The 16,328-nt window shown below is 71.5% G+C and carries 15 protein-coding genes; 8 read left to right on the forward strand and 7 right to left on the reverse strand.

The window, feature by feature from the left end; translation table 11 throughout:
• Positions 1-142: 142 nt before the first annotated feature.
• Positions 143-1,606: a hypothetical protein gene (locus tag AB0B86_RS04045; RefSeq protein ID WP_357415177.1), complete on the reverse strand. Its 1,464-nt coding sequence runs from the start codon at positions 1,604-1,606 to the stop codon at positions 143-145.
• 264 nt (positions 1,607-1,870) lie between these two features.
• Here AB0B86_RS04045 and AB0B86_RS04050 point away from each other — a divergent pair, with 264 nt between their 5' ends.
• Positions 1,871-2,446: a tetratricopeptide repeat protein gene (locus AB0B86_RS04050; protein WP_357402812.1), complete on the forward strand. Its 576-nt coding sequence runs from the start codon at positions 1,871-1,873 to the stop codon at positions 2,444-2,446.
• 4 nt (positions 2,447-2,450) lie between these two features.
• On the forward strand, positions 2,451-3,716 hold the full coding sequence (locus AB0B86_RS04055; RefSeq protein WP_357402810.1) for a glycosyltransferase: 1,266 nt from the start codon (positions 2,451-2,453) through the stop codon (positions 3,714-3,716).
• Positions 3,717-3,851: 135 nt separating this feature from the next.
• Here the strand turns inward: AB0B86_RS04055 and AB0B86_RS04060 are convergent, their stop codons facing one another.
• Positions 3,852-4,223, reverse strand: coding sequence for a DUF4267 domain-containing protein (locus tag AB0B86_RS04060; protein WP_357402808.1), 372 nt, complete (start codon positions 4,221-4,223; stop codon positions 3,852-3,854).
• Positions 4,224-4,311: 88 nt separating this feature from the next.
• Between AB0B86_RS04060 and AB0B86_RS04065 the strand changes: the two genes are divergently transcribed.
• Positions 4,312-4,884: a TetR/AcrR family transcriptional regulator gene (locus AB0B86_RS04065; protein ID WP_357415180.1), complete on the forward strand. Its 573-nt coding sequence runs from the start codon at positions 4,312-4,314 to the stop codon at positions 4,882-4,884.
• A gap of 333 nt (positions 4,885-5,217) precedes the next feature.
• Here AB0B86_RS04065 and AB0B86_RS04070 read toward each other — a convergent pair whose 3' ends face one another.
• Complete coding sequence (locus AB0B86_RS04070) at positions 5,218-6,897, reverse strand: DNA repair helicase XPB (protein WP_357415183.1); 1,680 nt, start codon at positions 6,895-6,897, stop codon at positions 5,218-5,220.
• Between the two features lie 172 nt (positions 6,898-7,069).
• Here AB0B86_RS04070 and AB0B86_RS04075 point away from each other — a divergent pair, with 172 nt between their 5' ends.
• Both AB0B86_RS04075 and AB0B86_RS04080 read left to right on the forward strand, forming a co-directional pair.
• A complete protein-coding gene (locus AB0B86_RS04075; protein ID WP_357415185.1) occupies positions 7,070-7,957 on the forward strand; it encodes a L,D-transpeptidase family protein in 888 nt (295 codons plus the stop codon).
• A gap of 97 nt (positions 7,958-8,054) precedes the next feature.
• A complete protein-coding gene (locus tag AB0B86_RS04080) occupies positions 8,055-8,291 on the forward strand; it encodes a hypothetical protein (RefSeq protein WP_357402800.1) in 237 nt (78 codons plus the stop codon).
• A gap of 18 nt (positions 8,292-8,309) precedes the next feature.
• On the opposite strand, the gene AB0B86_RS04085 is transcribed toward AB0B86_RS04080, so the two are convergent.
• Positions 8,310-10,796, reverse strand: coding sequence for a helicase-associated domain-containing protein (locus AB0B86_RS04085; RefSeq protein WP_357415186.1), 2,487 nt, complete (start codon positions 10,794-10,796; stop codon positions 8,310-8,312).
• An 84-nt stretch (positions 10,797-10,880) separates the two neighbouring features.
• Between AB0B86_RS04085 and AB0B86_RS04090 the strand changes: the two genes are divergently transcribed.
• Both AB0B86_RS04090 and AB0B86_RS04095 read left to right on the forward strand, forming a co-directional pair.
• Positions 10,881-11,504, forward strand: coding sequence for an HAD family hydrolase (locus AB0B86_RS04090; protein ID WP_357402796.1), 624 nt, complete (start codon positions 10,881-10,883; stop codon positions 11,502-11,504).
• A gap of 27 nt (positions 11,505-11,531) precedes the next feature.
• Positions 11,532-11,918, forward strand: a complete 387-nt coding sequence (locus AB0B86_RS04095; protein WP_357402794.1) for a cold shock domain-containing protein — start codon at positions 11,532-11,534, stop codon at positions 11,916-11,918.
• Here the strand turns inward: AB0B86_RS04095 and AB0B86_RS04100 are convergent.
• On the reverse strand, positions 11,879-12,727 hold the full coding sequence (locus AB0B86_RS04100; RefSeq protein WP_357402792.1) for a 1,4-dihydroxy-6-naphthoate synthase: 849 nt from the start codon (positions 12,725-12,727) through the stop codon (positions 11,879-11,881). The two genes, AB0B86_RS04095 and AB0B86_RS04100, sit on opposite strands and share 40 nt — an antisense overlap.
• A 478-nt stretch (positions 12,728-13,205) precedes the next feature.
• Between AB0B86_RS04100 and AB0B86_RS04105 the strand changes: the two genes are divergently transcribed.
• Positions 13,206-14,072, forward strand: coding sequence for a GNAT family N-acetyltransferase (locus AB0B86_RS04105; protein ID WP_357402790.1), 867 nt, complete (start codon positions 13,206-13,208; stop codon positions 14,070-14,072).
• Positions 14,073-14,079: 7 nt separating this feature from the next.
• Here the strand turns inward: AB0B86_RS04105 and AB0B86_RS04110 are convergent, their stop codons facing one another.
• A complete protein-coding gene (locus AB0B86_RS04110) occupies positions 14,080-14,730 on the reverse strand; it encodes a futalosine hydrolase (RefSeq protein WP_357402788.1) in 651 nt (216 codons plus the stop codon).
• Positions 14,727-16,328: an MFS transporter gene (locus tag AB0B86_RS04115; RefSeq protein ID WP_357415189.1), complete on the reverse strand. Its 1,602-nt coding sequence runs from the start codon at positions 16,326-16,328 to the stop codon at positions 14,727-14,729. The genes AB0B86_RS04110 and AB0B86_RS04115 overlap by 4 nt, the downstream gene beginning before the upstream one ends.

The raw sequence follows: 16,328 nt of genomic DNA on the forward strand, positions 1-16,328 counted from the left end.
ATGCCGTGGATCTGCACCGGCGCACCGGTCGGTCAGGGAGTCTGACACGCCACTGTGCGAAGCGATGCCCGGCGGAGAGACCTGTCCTTGAGCGGTCTCTGGGTATTTGGGCTCAAAACTACATTCGTCCTCTATTGGGTATTTACGCCGATATTGTGGCTTCTGCGCGTCCTGCGAGGGCGCTCGCGATGTGTCGGCCCGTTCCGGTGGAGGGGACATGAAGGAAAATACGGAACGTAAGCCGCTGGCGAGTCCGAGGCACTTCAAGGCCGCATCGGGTTTGAGCTCCGTGCTGATCGTGGCCGGGTTGACCACCGGTGTCACCCCCGCTCAGGCGGCGGCCGGGGTGGTCCACAAGGCCCGCGCCGAGCGCAGCTACCAGGGCACGCCCGGGCCGTTCGGGCAGGCGCAGGCGTGGCAGCCCGGCGCAACCCTCGTGCGGGACGGCGGCCCCGACGGATGGTCCGATCCGCAGGGTTGGCAGTGGCAGGACCAGGGGCCGGGTCGGCGCCGCCATGAAGGCGGCAAGGTGGGTCCGCAGGGTCCGCAGGGTCCGCAGGGTGCCGAGGGCGAACGCGGGGGGCGTGGTCCGCGTGGCTTCCAGGGTGCTACCGGCGCGCAGGGTTTCCAGGGTGCGCCGGGTCTGCAGGGTGCGCAGGGCGAGGTCGGTCCGCAAGGTGCGCAGGGTGCGCAGGGTTTCCAGGGTGCGCAGGGCGAGGTCGGTCCGCAAGGTGCGCAGGGTGCGCAGGGCGAGGCCGGTCCGCAAGGTGAGGCCGGTCCGCAGGGTCTCCAGGGTGCGCAGGGCGATGTTGGTCCGCAGGGTGCGCAGGGCGAGGTCGGTCCGCAGGGTCCGCAGGGTCCGCAGGGTTTCCAGGGTGCGCAGGGCGATGTCGGTCCGCAAGGTGTGCAGGGCGAGGTCGGTCCGCAGGGTCCGCAGGGTCCGCAGGGTTTCCAGGGTGCGCAGGGCGATGTCGGTCCGCAAGGTGTGCAGGGCGATGTCGGTCCGCAAGGTGTGCAGGGCGAGGTCGGTCCGCAAGGTGCGCAGGGTGCGCAGGGCGAGGCCGGTCCGCAAGGTGAGGCCGGTCCGCAGGGTCTCCAGGGTGCGCAGGGCGATGTTGGTCCGCAGGGTGCGCAGGGCGAGGTCGGTCCGCAGGGTCCGCAGGGTTTCCAGGGTGCGCAGGGCGAGGTCGGTCCGCAAGGTGCGCAGGGTTTCCAGGGTGCGCAGGGCGAGGTCGGTCCGCAGGGCGAGGTCGGTGCGCAGGGTCCGCAGGGTTTCCAGGGTGTGCAGGGCGAGGTCGGTCCGCAAGGTGCGCAGGGTGAGGTCGGTCCGCAGGGTTTCCAGGGTGCGCAGGGCGATGTTGGTCCGCAGGGTGCGCAGGGCGATGTTGGTCCGCAGGGTGCGCAGGGCGATGTCGGTCCGCAGGGTGCGCAGGGCTCGCAGGGTGCGCAGGGCGAGGCCGGTCCCCAGGGCCCGCAGGGTTTCCAGGGTGCGCAGGGCGACGTCGGTCCGCAAGGTGCGCAGGGTGAGGTCGGTGCGCAGGGCGCGCAGGGCTTCCAGGGCCCACAGGGCCCACAGGGCCCACAGGGCGCCCTGACGGGCGTTCATGTCGAATCTTCTGATCCGGGTACCGGCCTGATAACCGTCCGTTGCCCCACCGGCGAAGTGGCGTCGGGCGGCGGCTACACCAGCAACGGAAGCGTGACCGTGGATAGCCCGGTCCTAGAAGGAGAGACTCCGGTCGGATGGCAGGTCAGCATCCTGGGGGGAGAAATCGGCCAGGTCTACGCCATCTGCGCGCCCGCCACATCGTGATCGGCGAGCACACCCAGATTGATCGGCAGGAAGAGGAAGACAGTGAGAATGCGACAGGTGTTCGGCACACTTGCCTGCGGCTCTGTGCTGCTGGCTGGGGCGGGTGCGTGCAGTGACGACAAGACGCCCGTAGCGAAGGAATCCGGCGGAACCGTCGCTCCAGGGGCCGGGCAGGGGGACCCGGGGGTCCTGCTCCAGCAGGGTATCGAGCAGGGTCAGGCCGGCAAGTCCGACGAGGCGAAGGCAACCTTCGAGAAGGTGGTCGCGCTTCAGGGGGACAACAAGTTCGCCTGGTTCAACCTCGGCTACCTCGCCCAGTCGCGTAATGCAGCCGACGAAGCGGTGGCGGACTACGACAAGGCGCTGCGAATCGACGGCTCCTACCGGCCCGCCCTCTACAACAAGGCAATGCTGTTGGAGGAGGCGAAGCCGGACGAGGCGGTCGCGCTGTATCGCAAGATCGTCGATACCGATGACGGCGCTTCCACGGCGTACCTGCGGCTGGGGTTGATGCTCGTCAAGCAGCAAGACCGGACGGGCGCGCGAGCGGCGTTCGCGTCGGCGATCGATGCAGACCCGAAGCTGGCGTCGGCGGTCCCCGAGGACTTCCGCCCGCAGAAGACAAAGAGGTGATCGCGTGGTGACGGCGCCACACGTCACGGTTTTCACGGGTAGCAACCGAACCCGCTTCCTGGACGACTGTCTGCTGTCCCTGCTGGCGCAGACGTACGCAAACTGGGAATGGGTGGTCATCCTCAACCAGGGCACTCGGTGGCGCCCCGAAGCGAACGATCCGCGGATCCGCCTCCTGGTGCGGGACGGGCTGTCCGGTGTCGGTGCGGTGAAGCGACAGGCCTGCGCCGAGGCGTACGGGGACATCCTCGTCGAACTCGACGACGACGACCTGCTCAGCAGCGACTGCCTGGCGGAGGTCGTGGCCGCCTTCGACGCGAACCCCGGGGCTGGCTTGGTCTACAGCGACACGGCCCAGATCAACGAGGACGGCGGCCGGGACGACTCGCGGTTCGCCGCCGCGCACGGGTGGCGCTACCGCGAAGAGCGAACCGACGGGCGTGAGGTTTTGGCCTGCTACTCGCTGGAGCCGACACCGCACAACGTCAGCTACATCTGGTACGCCCCGAACCACGTCCGGGCGTTCCGACGGGATCTGTACGAGAAGGTGGGCGGCTACAACGAGGAGCTTGACGTGGCCGACGACCTCGACCTGATGTGCCGGCTGTACCAGGCGGCCGAGTTCCATCAGATCCCCAAGTGCCTTTACCTGCAACGGATGCACACCCGAAACACCCAGCGCGACCCTGAGGTCAACGCGCGCATCCAGCGGCGGTCCGTGGAGATCTACGACCGCAACATCCAGTTCAACGCGTTGGCCTGGGCGAAACGGCGGGACCTGCTGGCCCTGGATATGGGAGCGGCATACAACAAGCCGGAGGGCTTCCTCGGGCTGGACCGCCGTGCCGGGGACGGCGTGGACATCGTCTGTGACGTCACGAACGGGATCGACCTGCCGGACAACAGCGTCGGGGTGATCCGGGCAGTCGACTTCCTGGAGCACATCCCGGACAAGATCGGGATCTTCAACGAGTTGTACCGGGTCCTCGCCCCGAACGGGTTGTTGCTGTCCCTGACACCCAGCTCGGACGGACGGGGCGCGTATCAGGACCCGACGCATGTCGCGTTCTACAACGAGAACTCGTTCTGGTATTTCACCAACGAACAGTACGCACGCTTCGTGCCGGAGATCCGCTGCCGATTCCAGGTGTCCCGCCTGGGCACGTACTTCCCGAGCGATTTCCACCAGGCGAACAACATCCCGTACGTCGTCGCGAACCTGATCGCGGTGAAGGACGAGACCCGCAACGGAGGTCTGTTGACGATCTGAGCCGACGGCCGTAACGCGGCAGTGCGGCCTCCGGCTGGGTGTACTGATCAGGGGGTCGGTTTCGGTCCTCATTTTGTCCCAATCCCGGCACCGACCAATCACCATGGACGGCGGGCCCGACGGTCTGCCCGACGGTCACAGGGCGAACAGCAGTGCGGCGTCCAGGAGGACCACTGCGGCGGTGGCGAAGTGGATGCCGAAGGCTACGGCCTTTGTTCCGCCGTTGCGCAGCACGATGAGGGTGTCGCCAAGCGGGACGAGCGCGACGATCAGCATGAACCACGCGACCGCGTCGGCGGTGGTGAAGGCGATCAGGGCGAGGCCGAGCAACCCGAAGGTGAGGTCCTTCAGGCCCTTGACCGTCAGGTAGGCGGGGTCGCCGTCCGGTCGGGCCGGCACGCCGTACCCGGCCGCTGCGGCCTGCGGCACCAGCAGGAACCGCGCACCGATGAAGGCGACGAAGAGGCTGAGCACGACGGCGAGCCCGTAGGCGAGGGGTGACAACATGATCGGTTCCAATTCCTAGCGCTGCTAGATATGTGAGCGACGCTAGCAGAGCAATGACAGGATCGCTAGCGGTGCTAGCATCGGTGTCATGGCAACGGGAACGCGCCGGGAGCGCGAGCGGGCGGAACGCGAGCGGGCGATCATCGCCGCAGCGCGTGCCCTGGCCCTGGCCGAAGGTTGGGACGCGGTCACCACCCGACGGCTCGCCGCCCAGATCGAGTACAGCCAGCCCGTCCTCTACAGCCATTTCAAGGGCAAGGACGCGATCATGGCGGCGGTCGCCGTCGAGGGCTTCGCCGAGCTGGCCACCGCGCTGGCCACGGCCCGCGCCTCGGCCGCCGGTCCACGGCAGGCGGTCGCCGACGTCGCGGCGGCGTACGTCACCTTCGCCGAACAGCGCCCCGCCCTCTACGACGCGATGTTCACCCTCGCCGTGGACCTGCCGTTCGCCAGCCAGGACGTCCCGACCGACCTGGCCCGGGGGTTCGCCGAGCTTGCCGACGCGGTGCGGCCGATCGCCGGTGACGACGACCTGGAGGCGGTCACCGAGACGTTCTGGAGCGGCCTGCACGGGCTGGTCACGCTGATGCGCAGCGGTCGGCTCCGCCGCGCCGACCACGACCGCCGGCTTGCGGTCCTGGTGGACCGCTTCTCCCGCTGAGCGTTGCCGTCACGGCCGTGCGCGCCTGGCGGTCGGCCGGACCGGGTGTCTTCGTCACGGAGTCCGGGGGTCCCGGAGTCCGGGTCCCGGACTCCGGGAAGCCCTTTGGTAAACGCCGACGCCCGATTCGTCTACGACATCAGCTCCAAAGGAAGCCCACGAGACACCCGTCCCCCGCACCGTCCCACGCGTCTCCGCACCGTCCCCACGCGTCCCGCGCCGCCGCCGCGACCAAGCGCACTGATCGACTCGGTTACCCGAACAACCGGAGTGTCGAAGCGCCCGGGACACCCCGACTTCCTGAAAACCGAGTCGATCAAGGCCGTGTGTCGGTCAGTCGAAGGACGGTAGGGACGGGCCGAGGACGTCGTCGGCGTCGACGATCGTGTACGCGTACCCCTGCTCGGCGAGGAAGCGCTGCCGGTGCGCCGCGTACTCGGCGTCGATGGTGTCCCGGGACACCACAGTGTAGAAGTGCGCCTGCCGCCCGTCGGCCTTCGGCCGGAGCACCCGCCCCAACCGCTGCGCCTCCTCCTGCCGCGACCCGAAGGTGCCGGACACCTGGATCGCCACCGCCGCCTCGGGCAGGTCGATGGAGAAGTTGCCCACCTTCGAGATCACCAGGGTGCGCAGTTCACCGGCCCGGAACGCGTCGAACAGCCGCTCCCGCTCCTTGTTCGTGGTCGAACCCTGGATGATCGGCGCGTCCAGGTATTCGCCGAGCTGGTGCAACTGGTCGATGTACGCCCCGATCACCAGCACCTGGTCGTTCGGGTGCCGGTCGACAAGCGCCCGCACCACCGGCAGCTTCGTGCGGGCGGTCGCCGCCATCCGGTAGCGCTCCTCGGCCTCCGCCGTCGCGTACGACATCCGCTCCGCGTCGGTGAGGGTCACCCGAACCTCGGTGCACTCGGCCGGGGCGATCCAGCCCTGCGACTCGATGTCCTTCCACGGCGCGTCGTACCGCTTCGGGCCGATCAGGCTGAACACGTCACCCTCGCGGCCGTCCTCGCGTACCAGCGTCGCCGTCAGGCCCAGCCGACGACGGGCCTGGAGGTCCGCGGTGAACCGGAAGATCGGCGCGGGCAGCAGGTGCACCTCGTCGTAGACGACAAGGCCCCAGTCGCGGGCCCCGAACAGGTCCAGGTGGGTGAACGCGCCGCCGCGCCGCGAGGTGAGCACCTGGTACGTGGCGATGGTGACCGGGCGGATCTCCTTGCGCTCGCCGGAGTATTCGCCGATCTCCTCCTCGGTCAGCGACGTGCGGGCGATCAACTCCCGCTTCCACTGCCGGCCGGCGACCGTGTTGGTGACCAGGATCAGCGTGGTCGCCTTCGCCTCGGCCATCGCCGCCGCGCCGACCAGGGTCTTACCGGCGCCGCAGGGCAGCACCACCACACCCGACCCGCCGGCCCAGAACGCCTCGACCGCCTCCCGTTGGTACGACCGCAGCGTCCACGGCTTGCGCCCGTCCTTGCCGGCCTCGGCCAGCTCGATCGGGTGCGCCTCACCGTCGACGTAACCGGCCAGGTCCTCCGCCGGCCAACCCAGCTTGAGCAGCGCCTGCTTGAGCCGGCCCCGCTCGGACGGGTGGACCCGGATCGTGTCGTCGTCGATCTTGTCGCCGAGCATCCCGGCGAGCTTCCTGCTCTTCGCCACCTCGATCAGCACCAGCCGGTCGAGTGCGCGCAGCACCAGCCCGTACGCGGGGTCGTTGGCGAGCTGGAGCCGGCCGTAGCGGTCCATCGTCTCGGCCACGTCCACCAGCAGCGCGTGCGGCACCGGGTAGCGGGAATACTTGATCAACGAGTCGACCACACCCTCCGCGTCGTGCCCCGCCGCCCGGGCGTTCCACAGTCCCAGCGGGGTCAGCCGGTAGGTGTGCACGTGCTCCGGTGAGCGCTCCAGCTCGGCGAACGGCGCGATCGCCATCCGGCAGGCCTGCGCGTCGGGGTGGTCGATCTCCAGCAGCAGCGTCTTGTCCGACTGCACGATCAGTGGTCCACCGCTCACGCCAGCGTCCTCTCCTCGGTTGGTCGTCCGGCTGGAACGGGGTCGCATACCCGCCGCTGGCCGACCATCCAGTGTTGCACGATGTGGGATCCCCGAAGAAAGATGCTCACCGGCGGCAACCGTGACGGCACTCACGAACGTCTAGTAAAGGGACGATGGTTGGGGAGGTTCGATGCAACTCGTCCGGATCTCTTCTCGGCTGGTCGCCCTGGCGGTGGTTGTGCTGGTCGGCGCCGGTGCGTGCGCGTTCGATCCGCAGTCCGGCGGGGGTGGTGGCGGGGGAGCCGCCCCGGCCGGTGCGGCGGAACAGGCATCGGGGGCGAGCGCCACGTCCGGACCGGGCCAGCGCGACCAGCCAACACCCGCCGCAGCCACCCCGACACCGAAGGCGACCCGGCCGCCGGTGCCGAAACCAAGCCGCAGCGCGACGCCGAAGCCGACCACCAGCCCCGCGGCGCGGACGGTCGCCGGTTGCCCGCAGGGCCAGCACCAGCGCGAGGTGGAGACCTACCTGTCCCGCCTGGGCGGCTTCGGCGCCGTGACAGTGGACGGCCGGCAGTCCGCCGCCGACTGCGCCGCGATCAAGAGGTTCCAGCAGAGGTACGGCATTCGCCCCGTCGAGGGTCGCGCCGGACCGACCACCTACGACGTGGCCCAGCGCCTCGCCACCACCGACCCGGCGCGGTGCAGGGCCGGCACGGGCACCACGTTCTGCGTGGACCTGACCCGGCAGACCGTCTGGGCGGTCCGGGGCGGCAAAGTGATCATGCCGCCGACGGTGACCCGCACCGGCATGGCCGGCTACCGCACCCCGGCCGGCACGTTCACCGTCAACTTCCGCAACCCGAAGGAGTGGTCCGACCCGTACGAGGTGTGGTTGCCGTACTGGCAGCACTTCACCCAGGGCATGGGCTTCCACGAGACCACCACCTACCTGCACGACAAGTCGATCGGCTCGCACGGCTGCGTCAACCTGCTGCACGCCGACGCGGTCCGGATGTGGGAGCTGGGCAAGGTCGGCACCCGGGTGGTGCTGATCGGCCGCCGCCCCGGCACCTGACCGACACGCAGCGAATCGCGGGGATAACCCCCTGTCCGACCGGTCTCCCGAGTGTCACCCTTGGGGTCCAGGGCCGGACCGGGCGGGGAGGCTGGGTATGACGGTCGACCGTGACGTGATCGCAGAGCATGAGCAAACATCACCCGACGAGGTGTCCCGGGCGACCGTGGTCGCCTATGCCGTCGCCGCGACGCTCCTCGTCGGGTGGTTCCTCTTCGGCTGGCTGGTGCTGCGCCAGGGCTTCGTCGACTCGGTCGGCGAGTCCGCCGGCGCCGGCTTCGCGCTGCTGCTTGTCATCTCGGTGGTCGGCACCGTACGCCGCAGCCGCCGCTGAACACGGCGGCGGCGCCGCTCAGTCCGCAAGCACCGCCGCGGTGATCCGGTGCAACGCGAACGTGTGCAGCATCTCGGTCCGTTCGTCCTCGGCGCGTAGGTAGCCGGCACCGATCGAGACCGGCTTGACCAACCGGGACGCGGTCGCCCCGTGCGCGTCGACGTAACCGACCCAGACCAACGCCTTGTCACGAACCGCCTGTTGCAGCACCGCCAGGGCCTCGCTGTGCGTGTGCGCCGGCACCGGGCCGCCGCCCAGCCCGGCCGCCCCGCCGCGCACCACAGCCGGTGCCCGCCGGGCCGCCCGCGCCGCCGCGTCCCCGCGCCGGATGTGCTCCACCACCCCGAGCAGCCGGGGCATCGGCAGCTTCGGGGCGGCCAACGGGTCGAGTGTCCGGGTGGTCACCGACACCCGGGCCGGGGCCCGCCGGATCCGTGGCCGGGCCAGCACCGTGCTGCCGGTGCCGTCCTCCTGCACCGGGGCGAACCCGGCGTCCCGCAACGCGCCCAACAACCGACCGACCTGGTACGGCGTACACAGCACCGTCGGCGCGAGCCGGCGCAGCGCCAACGACTCCAACCGGCGGTCGGCAAGCACCTCACTGATCAGGGTCTCGTCATCGCTGCGCAGGTACGCCCCGGCCAGTCCCACCCGCAGCCCACCGTGCTTACGGGCCACGTCGTCCACCAGATAGGTGAGCCCCTGTGGCACCGGGGTACGCGACCGTCGCCGGAAGACGTCGTGCAGGTCGTCGGCCGTGTAGCCCGAATCCAGCGCCCGCCGCACGCTCGCCGTGGTGACCCGGTGCACGCTGGCCCCACCTGCCGATTCGAGTTCGGTCATCGCCTCCAACTCGGCGGCGAGCGCCGGTTCGGGCGGGCCGGGCACCACCACGGTCAGGTCGGCCTGCACCAGGAAGTGGTCGACCGGGGCGGGCAGCAGCGCGTCCAGGGCCCGGGCGGCACTGGACGGGTCCCCGCTCTCCACGTCGGCGTGCACGCCGAGCGGGTCGTCGCCGCCCCGCTCGTCGGCCGACGTCAGGTCACCGAGCAGCAGCCGACCGTACGAGGTCAGCGCCCCCAGCCCGGTGACGCCGAGCTGCGCCGCCTCGGCCAGCACCTCCCGGTGAACGGCGTCCCGGCCCCGGCTACGCCGCGGTGCCCGCCAGTCCAACAGGTCCTGCACCTCCTGCGGGGTGGGCGCGGTCGCCGGTTCCAGGTCGGCGAGCACGCCGAGCACCGCCCGCCGGGTGGCCGGCGCGCTGGCCCGTTCGGCCTCGGCGGACAGCGCGGTGATGGGCCGGTCCCGGTCGTCGCGGCGACCGACAAGCCCCACCTGCCGGCTCATGGTCAGCCAGGCTCGGGCGAGCTGTTCCCACCGTTGGGCAAGCGAGGCGGCCCGCCACACCTCGTAACCGCCGGTCGGCAGCACCTGCTGGTCCGCCCCGTACCGGCTGGTGGTCGCGCCGGGCATCTCCAGCTCACCCGCGAGCCCCGCCGCGTACGCCACCTCCAGCAGCAGCGCGGTCGTCGGCTCGTCCAACCCGGCGGTCCGCGCCAGCCGACGCAGGTCCCGCACCCCGATGCCGCCCGAGCGCAGCACCGGGGCCGGCTCGTCGGCGAGTTGTTCCAGCAGCCCTTCGGTGTGCCGGACCACCTCCATCGTCTGACCGGCGCCAGCCGAGTCGACCGCCTTCGGCTCACGCGGCGCGGCGGCCACCGGCGGTGGGCTGGTGCGCAGTGGCCCGAGCGGCCCGCTGTCGCGCCGGAGCAGCAGGCCGACCTCACGGGGCAACTCCACAGTGCCGCTGGCCGTCGACGAGCCGGTCGTCACCGGGACCAGGAGCCGGTTGTCGACGAGCCAACGCACCGGGGAACCGGCCGGGGCGCCACCGTTCGTCGGGTCGGCGAGCACCGGGTCGTCGGCACCGAGCGGCGGCGCCTGCAGTGCGCCCGGGGGGACGCTGCCCACCGGCGGGCCAGCCGCCAACCGATCGAGGATCGCCCGGGCCGAGGGTGGAGCGGCGAGCAGCGTCCGTCGCAGCTTCGCCGGGTCCGCGCAGAGCGCGGCCGAGCGCGGGTCCAGCTCCGCCGCGGGCCGGCCGAGCCCGGCGGGGTACGGGGCGACTTCGTCGACTGCGGGCACCACGTGCAGTGCGTGCTCCGGCCCGTACAGCAGGAAAAGCGCGCGGAGCCGGCCCACGGCGGCTCGGACGGCCGTCGGAGCGGGCGGGTGCGGCCCGGCGGTCGCCATGGCGAGTACGGCGTCGGTGGCGGTGGTGCCGTCGTCCGGGTTCCGGGTGAGGCGGGCGGCGTCGAGGATCTGTTGGGTGAACTGGTCCAGCCCGTCCAGCGCGCGGGCCACCGACACCCGGGACTGGGCCCGGATGGCCAGGGCGGAGATGTCGGCTGGCACGGGCACGACGAGGTCGGGCCGCAACTGGAGGAGCGCGGCCAGTGACTCGTCGGGCAGCGACCGCAGGTGGTCGGCGAGTGAGGTGGTCATCGTCTTTCCACGCTAGCCCGGCAGTGGGCTTTCGCGCCTCTCGGACGTCCGGTCGGCCGGGAGTCGGCGGGTAGGTTTCTCGACATGCCCGCACTGACCGTCGGATTCGACCTCGACATGACCCTGGTGGATTCCCGCCCCGGCATCGCCGCGACCTATCGGGCGCTGACCGCGAGGACCGGCGTGCCGGTGGACGCCGAGCTGGCGGTGTCCCGGCTCGGGCCGCCGCTGCGTACCGAGATCGCGCACTGGTTCCCGCCGGACCAGATCGAGTCGGCCGTGCGGGTGTACCGCGAGCTGTACCCGGCGTACGCGATCACCCCGGCTGTCCTGTTGCCGGGCGCGCGGGAGGCCATCGACGCGATCCGTGCCCGGAACGGCCGGGTGCTTGTCGTCACGTCCAAGATCGGTCGGCTGGCCCGGCTGCACCTGGACCACCTCGGCCTCGCCGTCGACGAGTTGGCCGGTGACCTGTTCGCCGAGCAGAAGGCGACGGCCCTACGGGAACACGACGCGACCCACTACGTCGGTGATCACGTCGCGGACATGGTCGCCGCGGCGACCGCCGGGGTGCCCGGCATCGGTGTCGCCACCGGCCCGTGCTCCCGGGAGGAGCTGCGCGCGGCCGGGGCGGACGCGGTGCTTGACGATCTCACCGAATTCCCGGCGGCGCTGGACGGCATGATCCAGCTAGCCTGGAAGCAGTAGCGGCTCAAGTGAAGCAGGGGTTGTCAGGTGCCTACGGGTCGAGTGAAGTGGTACGACACGGCCAAGGGATATGGCTTCGTCACCAGTGACGAGGGCGGCGACGTGTTCCTGCCCAAGGGGGCGCTGCCGACGGGTGTCACCGACCTCAAGGGTGGCCAGCGGGTCGACTTCAGCGTGGTTGACAGTCGCCGGGGTGCACAGGCCATGGGAGTCAAGCTGCTGGACGCGCCGCCGTCGATGGCGGAGTTGCGCCGTCGGCCGGCCGAGGAACTGCACGGCCTCGTCGAGGACATGATCAAGGTGCTGGAGGCGAAGGTCCAGCCGGACCTGCGCCGCGGTCGGTACCCGGACAAGAAGACGGCGCAGAAGATCGCTCAGCTGGTCCACGCGGTTGCCCGCGAGCTGGAGGTCTGAGGCACCAGGCCGGCGGTGGCGGCTCGATCGAGCAGTGCCGCCACCGCGGCGAATCCGGCCTCGCCCAGGTCTGCGGTGAACTCGTTGACGTAGAGGCCGATGTGCCGGTCCACCACGTCGAGCTCCATCTCCTGGGCGTGGGCCAGCACGTACTCCCGGCTGGCGGCCGGGTCCGCCCAGGCCTGCCGGACCGACTCGCGGACCCAGCCGGCCGCGGCCTCCGGATCCACAGCGCCGCGTCGGGCCAGAATCGCGCCGAGGGGAATGGGCAGCCCGGTGTCGGCCTCCCACCACTCGCCGAGGTCGACAAGGGCGGTCAGGCCGTGCCGGTGGTAGGTGAACCGTGCCTCGTGGATGACCAACCCGGCGTCGTAGCGGCCGGCCGCTACGCCCGGCATGATCTCGTGGAACGGGACCACTTCGATCCGGGCCGGCGGTCGTCCGGCCGACCAGAGTCGGAACAGCAGGTACGCGGTGGTCCGGTCGCCCGGCACCGCCACCGTGGCCCCGGTCAGGTCGGTGCGGTCCGGCCCGCCGTCACGATCGCTGCGGGTGAGCACCAGTGGGCCGCAGCCACGACCGAGCGCGCCGCCGCAGGGCAGCAGGTGGTAGTCGTCGAGCAGCCACGGCAGCGCCGCGAAACTCACCTTGACCAGGTCGAACGCGCCCTGCTCGGCCGCCGTGTTGGTAACGTCCACGTCGGCGTACGTCACCTCGACCGGCGGCGCGCCGGGCACCCGCCCGTGCACCAGGGCGTGGAAGACGAACGTGTCGTTGGGGCAGGGCGAGATCGCCAGAGAGAGCGCCACGTCCCTCACGTTAGCCCTGCCCCCGCGTCGGGGCCCGTGCCCACCCCCGCCCACTGTGATCCGTGACGGCCTGGCGGGCCGGTCGCGCACCTGCTGCAGGCTCCCTTTGGAGCTGATGTCGTAAACGAATCGCCCTGTGCCGCCCGCGCCGCAGCGCCGTGCTGCCCTGCCCCGAGCCGCCCTGCCCTGAGCCGCCCCGCCCCGCCCCGTCCCGAGCCGCGCCGAGCCGTGCCGGGATGAGCCGAGCCGCGCCGGGATGAGCCGCGCCGGGACGGGATGAGCCGGGCCGGGGCGAGCTGCCCTGCGCCAGGCTGCGCCATCCGGGCCATGCGAGTCGGCGGGCGGTGATGCCTCAAACGATTCAGCTCCAAAGGGCCCGCGAAGTGACCATCCACCGACCCACGGCCTTTTCCACAGGGTTATCCACAGCTCTGGCCGGGCTGTTGATAGCCGGTTCACCGCCCGGGACCATCGACGCGTGACCGAGGCGACCGACCGTCCGGAAGAAGGCGGCGAAACTGATCTTGGCCGGGCTCTGCGAGCTCTGCGCCGGCGCGCCGATCTCAGTCAGCGGGAGCTGGCCGAGAGGTCGGGAGTGCCGCAGCCGACGCTGGCGCGGATCGAGTCGGGGCGCGCTGTCAATCCCCGGTTCCGGACGGTGGAGCGTCTCGTCCGGGCTGCGGGTGGGGAGTTGGCCGTCGGGGTGCCGTCGGCGGCCCTCGCCATCGTCGCGCCGACGACGGTTCCGCACGATGACATGCGGGACGATGCTGGGCGGCGGTACCCGGCTCACCTTGACGTGTGGCCGGTCCACGAGCCTCGGGACTGGCCGGGTGCCTGGTGGGCGGAGTGGTACAGGTTGCCGCCCGAGCGATATCCCTTGCCGCTGCCACCGGCCGCGTACGAGCTGAACCGGCGCTACCGCGACAACCGGCGGTGGGGCGCGGAGGTCCGTCGGACGGTCCAGGTTCGCCGGGTCGTCGGCGATCTACCGGCCACAAGTTGGCGGTACACCGCCGAGCTGCCCGACGGGCAGGTGATCGGGGAACTGCGGGCACATGAGCGGAGTCCGTTCCTCGAGCAGGGGGAGTGGCATCCCGGTATGGCGGAGCGGGAGATGGTGCTCGACGGCGTGCTCGTCGACGCCCGGTACCGGCGGCTGGGGCTCGGACGTCGGCTGGTCACGGCTCTGCTCACCGAGATGCGTGCGGCGGGAGTCGACGACGCTGCCGCGCTTGCCGAGGGCGGCGGCATCGACCTGCTGCTGGCCTGCGGCTTCGAGATCGAGGCCCGCCGGCCCGCCGCGCTTCGGCTGGGACGCGCCGGACGGCAGAGCTACAGCTGAACCCCGCTCAGCGCAGCGCGGGCGCCGCGACGGTCAGGGCGGCGAGAGCTTCGCGCAGCCGCCAGGCGTCGCGGTCGCGCGGGCCGATCGGGTTGGAGATGGTCCGCAGCTCGGCGAAGGGCACCTTGGCCTGGGCGGCGGCGACCGCCACCCCGTACCCCTCCATGGCCTCGGCGACCGCCTCCGGATGTCGTCGGCGCAGCTCCCGCGTGCCGGCTTCGGTGCCGGTGACCGTGCTGACGGTGAGCACCGGGCCGGTCGTCGCCGCCGGGAGGGCAGCCCGCAGTGCCGCCAGCAGGCCCGGGTCGGTCGACACCGCGCCACCGACGCCCAGCATCGCCGGCGGCATGCCCAACTCGTCGATCGGGATGAACCCGTCCGGTGACTCGGCGCCCAGATCGGCGGCGATGCTGGCGGTGCCGAGCACTGTGTCGCCGACCTCGGCCCGCCCGCTGAAGCCGCCGGCCACGCCGGCGCTGACCACCGCGCGGTACGGCTGTCCGGCTGCTTCGGCCAGCACCAGCAGGCGCGCGGTGGCGGCAGCGGCGACGGCCGGGCCCACACCGACCGGGGCGACGGTCACTGTGTGGTCGGTCAGACCGGCGCGGACCGCGTCCGCCTCGGCGGGAACCGCCGTCACCACCAGCAGACCGGTCACGAGACCGAGCCGGGGGATTCGCGGCGGGTCTCGTCGTCCGCCCCGCCACCCGGGCCGCCGACGGCCGAGGACGGGCGGTAGATGTGGTAGCCCGGCGGGGCCAGGCTCGGGTCGTCGTACTGCGGCGAGCTGGCCTGCGCCGGGGCCGGCGAGGTGGGCGCGGCGTCCCCGGGCTCCTCCGCCGGCTCTTCCTCGATCAGCTCGTCGTCGCCGAGCGGGCGCCCGGCCAATTTCTCGCCGCGCAGCCGGGAGGCGATCAGCACACCCCGGATCGCGGCCAGGATGCCCACGCCGGCGGCCACCGCGATGCCCACCCGACCGTCGAACGGCACCAGGCCGAGCCCGCCGCCGGCGACGAAGGCGAGCATCAGCACCGTCTCGGAGTGGGCGAACGAGCTCGCGCGCAGCCGTTCCGGGATGCGCTCCTGGATCGAGGCATCCACGGCCAGCTTCGAAATCCCGCTGACCAGCGCCGCGACCAGGCAGAGCAGGGCGACCATCACCAGCGAGAACTGGATGACGGTGAGCACCCCCACCCCGGCCACAATGATCATGCTGCTCGACTGAATGGCGGTCGGTCGGTGGATGCGCAGTCGGGTGCCGACGGCGGTGGCCAGGAAGGTGCCGACCGCTAGCGCCCCGCCGACCAGCCCCAACGCCCACTCGGCGCCCAACTCCCGGCCGAACGCCACGGTGGTCAGGTCGCCCTTCTTGATCGCGAAGGCGAGGAAGAGCAGTAGGAAGCCGTAGACCGCGCGGAGCGTCGCGGCACCGATCAGGGTGGCGATCACCAGTCGGCCGGCGGGCCGCCCTCGACCCAGCGGCCGGTCGCCGCGGTGCCGGCCCAGCGCGCGCAGCGGCCGGGGGACCCGCTCCGGTGGCTCCGAGTCGGCCTTCGGCGGCAACCGGAGCGAGATCACCATGCCGATCAGGAAGATCACCGACGCGACGCGTAGCGGCCACTGCGGGCCGAACCAGAACGCGGCCAACCCGATCGGTGCCACGAGCGCACCCGCCACCGTGCCGTAGACGCTGGCTCGGGCACCCACCTGGGAGAGGCCGAGCCCTTCCGGCAACAACCGGGGCACCGCCGCGGACCGGGCCACACCGTACGCCCGGGACAGCGCGAGCACCCCGAACGCGGCCGGATAGAGCCCGAAGCCGTGGATGTAGTCGGAGATCAACCAGGCCAGGAACGCGCGGCCGAGCATGGTGGCGGCCAGGGCGTAGCGCCGACCGTGCCGGAAGTGGTCCAACAGTGGGCCCACCACGGGGGCGAGCATGGCGAACGGCACCATGGTCACCAGCAGGTAGAGCGCGACCTTGCTGCGGGCCTCGCCCAGCGGGACGTTGAAGAAGATCGTCCCGGCCAGGCCGATGGCGATAAGCGTGTCACCGGCGCAGGAGACCGCGTGCAGGTCGAACAGGCGAACCATGCCGACCTCGCCGCCGGCCCCCCGGGCCCGGGCCCGACCGGCCCGCCGGGTCACCCAACGGCCGCTGCCCAGCGAACCACGCAGCAGCAGGCGAACGGCGCGGATGCCGGTGCCGACAGTGCGCCCGAGGACGGATCGCCCGGAGCGGGAGTACGACGGCAT

This window comes from Micromonospora sp. NPDC049047 (genome assembly GCF_040649135.1).
In the GTDB taxonomy this organism is placed as follows: Bacteria; Actinomycetota; Actinomycetes; order Mycobacteriales; family Micromonosporaceae; genus Micromonospora.

Excerpts from the sequence above, each read along its gene's own strand:
- AB0B86_RS04090 (WP_357402796.1), top strand. The coding sequence starts at position 10,881 with ATGCCCGCACTGACCGTCGGATTCGACCTCGACATGACCCTGGTGGAT.
- AB0B86_RS04080 (WP_357402800.1), top strand. The coding sequence starts at position 8,055 with ATGACGGTCGACCGTGACGTGATCGCAGAGCATGAGCAAACATCACCC.
- AB0B86_RS04085 (WP_357415186.1), bottom strand. The coding sequence starts at position 10,796 with ATGACCACCTCACTCGCCGACCACCTGCGGTCGCTGCCCGACGAGTCA.
- AB0B86_RS04065 (WP_357415180.1), top strand. The coding sequence starts at position 4,312 with ATGGCAACGGGAACGCGCCGGGAGCGCGAGCGGGCGGAACGCGAGCGG.
- AB0B86_RS04045 (WP_357415177.1), bottom strand. The coding sequence starts at position 1,606 with ATGAACGCCCGTCAGGGCGCCCTGTGGGCCCTGTGGGCCCTGTGGGCC.
- AB0B86_RS04060 (WP_357402808.1), bottom strand. The coding sequence starts at position 4,223 with ATGTTGTCACCCCTCGCCTACGGGCTCGCCGTCGTGCTCAGCCTCTTC.
- AB0B86_RS04075 (WP_357415185.1), top strand. The coding sequence starts at position 7,070 with ATGCAACTCGTCCGGATCTCTTCTCGGCTGGTCGCCCTGGCGGTGGTT.
- AB0B86_RS04115 (WP_357415189.1), bottom strand. The coding sequence starts at position 16,328 with ATGCCGTCGTACTCCCGCTCCGGGCGATCCGTCCTCGGGCGCACTGTC.